Source organism: Phyllobacterium sp. P5_D12 (assembly GCF_054049495.1).
On record NZ_JBFUMG010000298.1, the window covers coordinates 1 to 5,451 of the forward strand.

At 56.4% G+C, this 5,451-nt stretch carries 7 protein-coding genes; 4 read left to right on the top strand and 3 right to left on the bottom strand.

Annotated features, from left to right (window positions below; all coding sequences use genetic code 11):
- The 3 genes from ACXJ5O_RS17605 to ACXJ5O_RS17615 all read left to right on the top strand — a co-directional run.
- A partial coding sequence (locus tag ACXJ5O_RS17605; RefSeq protein ID WP_457301019.1) for a response regulator transcription factor occupies positions 1-218 on the top strand: 218 nt, incomplete at its 5' end.
- A gap of 68 nt (positions 219-286) precedes the next feature.
- On the top strand, positions 287-655 hold the full coding sequence (locus ACXJ5O_RS17610) for a response regulator transcription factor (protein ID WP_224506439.1): 369 nt from the start codon (positions 287-289) through the stop codon (positions 653-655).
- Between the two features lie 438 nt (positions 656-1,093).
- Positions 1,094-1,348, top strand: coding sequence for a hypothetical protein (locus tag ACXJ5O_RS17615; protein ID WP_457301020.1), 255 nt, complete (start codon positions 1,094-1,096; stop codon positions 1,346-1,348).
- 374 nt (positions 1,349-1,722) lie between these two features.
- Here the strand turns inward: ACXJ5O_RS17615 and ACXJ5O_RS17620 are convergent, their stop codons facing one another.
- Both ACXJ5O_RS17620 and ACXJ5O_RS17625 read right to left on the bottom strand, forming a co-directional pair.
- Positions 1,723-3,096, bottom strand: coding sequence for a chloride channel protein (locus tag ACXJ5O_RS17620; RefSeq protein ID WP_457301021.1), 1,374 nt, complete (start codon positions 3,094-3,096; stop codon positions 1,723-1,725).
- 415 nt (positions 3,097-3,511) lie between these two features.
- Entirely contained in the window at positions 3,512-3,979 is a 468-nt protein-coding gene (locus ACXJ5O_RS17625) for a DUF992 domain-containing protein (RefSeq protein WP_457301022.1), read from the bottom strand.
- Between the two features lie 410 nt (positions 3,980-4,389).
- Here ACXJ5O_RS17625 and ACXJ5O_RS17630 point away from each other — a divergent pair, with 410 nt between their 5' ends.
- Positions 4,390-4,596 (top strand): hypothetical protein, encoded by a 207-nt coding sequence (locus ACXJ5O_RS17630; RefSeq protein ID WP_457301023.1) that lies wholly within the window; start codon positions 4,390-4,392, stop codon positions 4,594-4,596.
- 24 nt (positions 4,597-4,620) lie between these two features.
- Here the strand turns inward: ACXJ5O_RS17630 and ACXJ5O_RS17635 are convergent.
- Positions 4,621-5,451, bottom strand: an 831-nt coding sequence (locus tag ACXJ5O_RS17635; RefSeq protein WP_457301024.1) for a cyclic nucleotide-binding domain-containing protein, incomplete at its 5' end; no start/stop codon positions are given.

Here is a 5,451-nt window from a genome sequence, read left to right on the forward strand (position 1 = left end):
CATTGGCACAGACCCTTACGCCAAGAGAACGCGAAGTAATGGGCTGTGTAATCAGGGGTTTGATGAACAAACAGATCGCTTTCGAGTTGGGTATCAGCGAGGTGACCGTGAAGCTTCATCGCGGGAATGTCATGAGGAAAATGGAAGCCCGCACCGTAGTCGACCTTGTGAAAAAGGCGGAGATCATGGCCGGGTCGAGCCACCCACCTGTATCTTAGTATGGTATCGTGTAGCCAGGTTCGAGCGCATAACAAGTTGGTCATAAGAAATTAAAAAGGTTGGTGCTTTGCCCCCAGTTCCCACCATAGCGGTCGTAGACGACGACCAAACGATCCGAGAAGCAATGGACGACCTGGTCAAATCCTGCGGCTACGAATGCAAGCTGTTCTCTTCTGCGGAAGAATTCCTGGAATTCGAACCACGCTCGGAAATTGATTGCATGCTTGTCGATGTCAAAATGCCCGGTCTTAGTGGCATCGAATTACAGGTTGAACTTAACAAGCACTCCGGCAGGCCGCCGATGATCTTCGTGACGTCCTATAAAGATGAGCGTACGAGAGCCATCGCCATGAGCGGCGGCGCGCTCGCCGTATTAGGAAAGCCCGTAGATATCGATACGCTAATCAACTGCCTTGAGTTAGCCGTTCGCCGCTGATAGGTGCGGGTGTGCGGCGGAGTCTACGATTTTACAAAGCGGGATGTTGGCTCGACAATCTGTGTTTTCGGGCTCCCGCCGCAGCAAGGCTCATACGAGTTTAGGGTGATGGCGGTAACAAGGGCACGCCACCAAGACAATTGAACGCGGCTTTAACCTGCCTGCGCCCAAGTTTCCCCACCACCGCAAAGTAGAAAGAAGTGATGATCTCGTAAATCGTGGATTTCCCTGCCCGTTCGGGCCAGCGAGGACCGTCAAGACAGGCGTTGTCATTTCGGCTTACGGAAGTGAACCAGGTTTCGAAGCTGAAGAAATGCGCATCAGTAGGCGCCCGCACCCCGGTAAAACTCCGACTGCTCGGGTTTCATCCGCCGACGACGGACGCAAGCCGAGAGCACGCTCGCGCTCATTGGTGTCGGCCCCTATCTTCGCCCAATCTTGTTCAAGCTTGCCCACGTCAACCTTCAATCGATCGTTCGGTTGATCGTCGCGCTCGCGGCACTATTCGTTACCACAAAGCTGCTCCTCAAAACGGAGACCCCACGCCTCACCTTGCTTTCGATCAATAACACGCTCAAGGAGAGCGAGGCTCGCTATAGGTCGATATTCGACCGTACCTGTGTGGCGTTGTGGGAACAAGGCTACTCGCTTCTTCGCGAACACCTGTTGAACCTTAAGATGACGCTACGCTAGCCTAGCGCTTTTACGGAACGCCATCACCGCAGGAGTCTCTTTCCCCGTCATCCGCGACCTCGATAAGACCCTACGTAGCATCTCACCGGATAGACGACCATGTAGACGATGATGCGCACGCCATCCTCATCATGGATCAGCCGGGCAAGCACATGTCCACGACCTTCTCCATTTCAGGCAACATCCCAATCCTCCAACTGCCGCTGAAGTCACCGGATCTCGGTCCGGTTGACACTTCTGGCGTCCCAAACGCATCTCCGGTTCCCATGACAGCACCGTTGCCCATTGCTGTAAAGGTTAGCGCTACTCGGAATCGGTCTTAGCGCACGATGTCCCCGGTAGGCGGACAACGAGATTGGGAAAATGGATCTTGATCAACGAGAGGGTGTAAACGCCATTGGTGTAGCCGCCGCCCCCCGCTCCAACGCAGATTTGAGGGCCAATCGCACGGCCGACGCGGAGACAACTGCAATCGTGATGGGCAGCAGAAACGGCAGTGGTGCATCCAAAAACTCCATCGAGAGGAAGATGGCCGTGAAAGGCATCGCCATTGATGACGAAAGAAATGAGGCGGCGCCGACGATCGCCAGAGTTCCATCAGTGGCGAAAGTCATCCATGGCTGCATCAACCCGCCAATGGCTATCGCAATCAAGGCTCCCAACGAGAACCCAGGTGTCAACAGCCCGCCTCTCGCCCCGGCCCTGAGAACGAGCGTCAGCGACAGAAGCTTCGCGACAATTAGCAGCAAAGCTAGCCCAGGGGAAAGGTTGTCGGAGAAGGCAAGCTCGGCCGGACCTTTTCCATTGCCGAGCAATTGTGGAAGGACCGTCGATATGATGCCGACAATTAAGAACGCAAGGGCACTCTTCCACACCTGCGATATGTTCAATGGCGCGGCTCGCGTGCATTTTTCCGTCCACCTACTGAATGCATAGCCGGCCGCGCCCAGAAGAGGGCCGAAAGCCAGGCTCCACAGCACGAGAGGCTCGTCGACCCCATAGGCGGGAATAGAATATTGCGGATCAGCTCCAAGCGCGGCACGAGCGACCCAAGCGGCGGTGGTACAGCTGATACCTGCGTACAGCAGTATTTTCAGGCTGACGCGTTTGACTAGCACTTCTAGAATGAAGACCATCGCGGCAGTCGGTACATTGTAGACTGCAGCAAGGCCGGCACCCGCCCCGCATGCCACGAGCAGTCGGAAATCCTCGTCCGACACTTTGCCCCACCTTGCAACATGCTGCCCGAGAAGCGCTCCCAACTCGCGCGGGGCGACCTCGCGGCCGAGCGGCGACCCCATCGCCACAGTGACCATCTGGAGCAAACCGTGGATCATTGTTTCCGCGACTGGCATCAAGTTCGTAGGTTCTTTGACCGCAGAACTGACGCTCGTTAGCGGACGACCGAATCTGCGGAGCAGATACCAGCCGAGGCCGGCAATAAGCCCACAGACTGTCAGGACAGCAATACGCCGGGTCTTGGATGCCGAAGAGACACCTTCAAGAAAGTTCTCTGGGCCGATCACTATTGCAAGGCTGTAGCCAAACGCCCTGTGCTGCACCCAGTGCAGCACAAGCGCCAGCGCCATCCCAGCTAACCCGGAGAGAACCCCAGTGGCCACGGAGTAGATAATGGCAAGCGTGGCCGCCTCGCTTCGCAGGACGAGCCATCGCAGCAGGCGCGCCCGTATGCCTTGCACATCATTCCCGACACTGATTTCCATCGTTCTTGGCTCGGTGTCGGCCATGACGGGTCCTTCATCTGTTTAAGCCGACGACCCGTGAAGATGGGAGATCGATGGCCCCGAGCCTTCCCAATCCCAATGAGCGTCGGTGTACGTCCTTTGCCGCGAGCAACTGTTTGTTCGCGATCCTGTTGGTTCTGTCGATGTCGGTCGTAAGCGTCCTCGAAACTTCCGGTGGTAGCGGCTTGCGCATAGCCTATCACTGCGCGGTATCAGCGCGGCTTCATAGAGAAGCCGGCGGCGGCTAAATGATCGCCTTTCGAACTCCCGCCACCCGTTCCTGTTGTCCGTGAAAGAACAACTACAACAACACGTGTCACCACGATTGATGTGCCCTTGGGGGTGCACCGCCGCTGCCTCCCCCAGCCCTTCATCCTGGCCAAGTCCATTCTTGAAGTTCGAACGCCCATTCACGCAGCTAAAGTGCACGAAGTTTGAACTCGGAGACACCTACGGCGAGGTTTAGACCCTGTTCCCCTTCAATGGACAGCGGCTGTAAGGTAAACGAATTTCTGCCATCTCCGACCAGCGCGTTGGCTCCGACGCCCAGACCAAGGCTGACGTTTGCCTCCACGCCGCGATAGGTTCCTTCAAGTCCGCCTTGCGGGCCATGTGTCGGAGCATACACAAGCCAGATCAGACGCGCTTTATCGATAGTGCCAACGTCAAGGCCGAAGCTTGTGACCGTTCCCGTATACTGGCTGGCCGCGCCTTGTCCTGATGGCTGGAATATACAGGTCGCATCCTGCTTCGATCCAACGATCGCGCCTATGCCCGAAGACACATCGCAGTCGAGTTTGCCGACCGCGACGCCCTCAGCATGCGACGCGCTTGCCCAGAGGGCCGACCCAAGTACAGTGGCAGCGATGAGATTTCTGACAAGCATGATGTTCTCCATGTGATTGAAAGGCTCGGATTGAGCGACGTCCGTATCCTGGTTGAGAAATACTCGGCGCGATATCAGATGAGCGTTTAGGTCCTTAACGACCTTAGTATAGTTTCGGCCGCGCCCCGTTCCCCGTAGTCTTTGTTTACCACCTCATCCCTCTCCTCCCAATGAGGCGGGTGGCCGACCTCAGCCTCGGCCAATTTCAGACTTCGACTTGCTCCCCTGCGTCGAAGTCTGCGGACCGCGACCCACTGGAGGCCATCCTTCGCCCTTGGATGGCCTCTTTTTTATCCTAGCCGGGGGCGTGTCCTATCATCGGCAGGGCTTACCTAGACCCAAGTATGGTTACGGCCGGCGGGCCTCACAGGCATGATACGGGAAAGCAAACACGAACCACGGAGACCATAATGTTCACCTTGATCCACTCCTCCTTCAGCGATTCCGATGACAAGGTAGTCATGGCTCTTCAGTTCGCGAACCCTTTGACCGGCAGCAGGTACACATTCCATTGCGGGCTCGCTCGCCAGCGAAGCTCAAATCTTGACGACAAGGAAAGCTTCACCAAGCGAATGGATGACTACCGGCGCTCAATCGAGCTCTCTGCCAACCCGTAAGGCTGCTAGCGCTTCTCACAGGCCTCACAGCTCGCTTTGCGGAACCTCAAAGAGGCTCTTGATCCTAGCAACTAGCGACGGGACGGATTTGCCCTTCTGGGTCATGCCCCTGTTTGTAAGGGACAGACCGTACTCAACACGGTGTGACAACGTCAACGCGAGTTCTTCCGCTAAAGCTGCTCGTTCCTGCAGCAGAGGGGCAAGGCTAGACTGATCAATCTTGTAGACTACAACTGCGGTCAATGYACGAAGCGTGGCCGCCTCCCCGACGCCGAGAAGAAACCCTGTCTCGCCAAAGTATTCACCAGGAGCCAACCGTCCGACTTCCGTCTCCCTCGTTCCGTCCTGCCGCATGGCGACAACAGCTCCGGCACGAACGATCGTCAACGATGAGGCAGTATCGCCTTGTTCGATAATGTGCTCGTCTTTCTTGAAGGATCGCCGTTTCATAGAGCCCGCCAGAATTTCCTTCTCCTCATCGGTGAGCGACGCGAACAGCGGAACGGCATTCAAAAGCGAGAGTGGTGTTTTCTTTCTTTGGGTTGTGGTTTCGATTCTATCGCCGGAAGCCTCGGCGCCAGCAAGTACCAAACCTGCCGCTCTCAGGTGCCTGTAAAGTAGGTCGTATAACTCATTCTTGGCTGCTGGAACCTCTGAAATGTCCCGTACGCGGRACGACAGCTCGAGTTCAATCGCAGTCGCGGTGATACCTTTGATCTGTACAGTCGGCGGAGGTTCAGGCAGGGCTTTTGTACTGTTGAGCAGCACCGATGTCATCACGGCCGATATCATACTGGGCATGGTCGTTGGAGCTACCTCCACTTGCAGACTGACGCCATGGCTGCGGTCCTGACT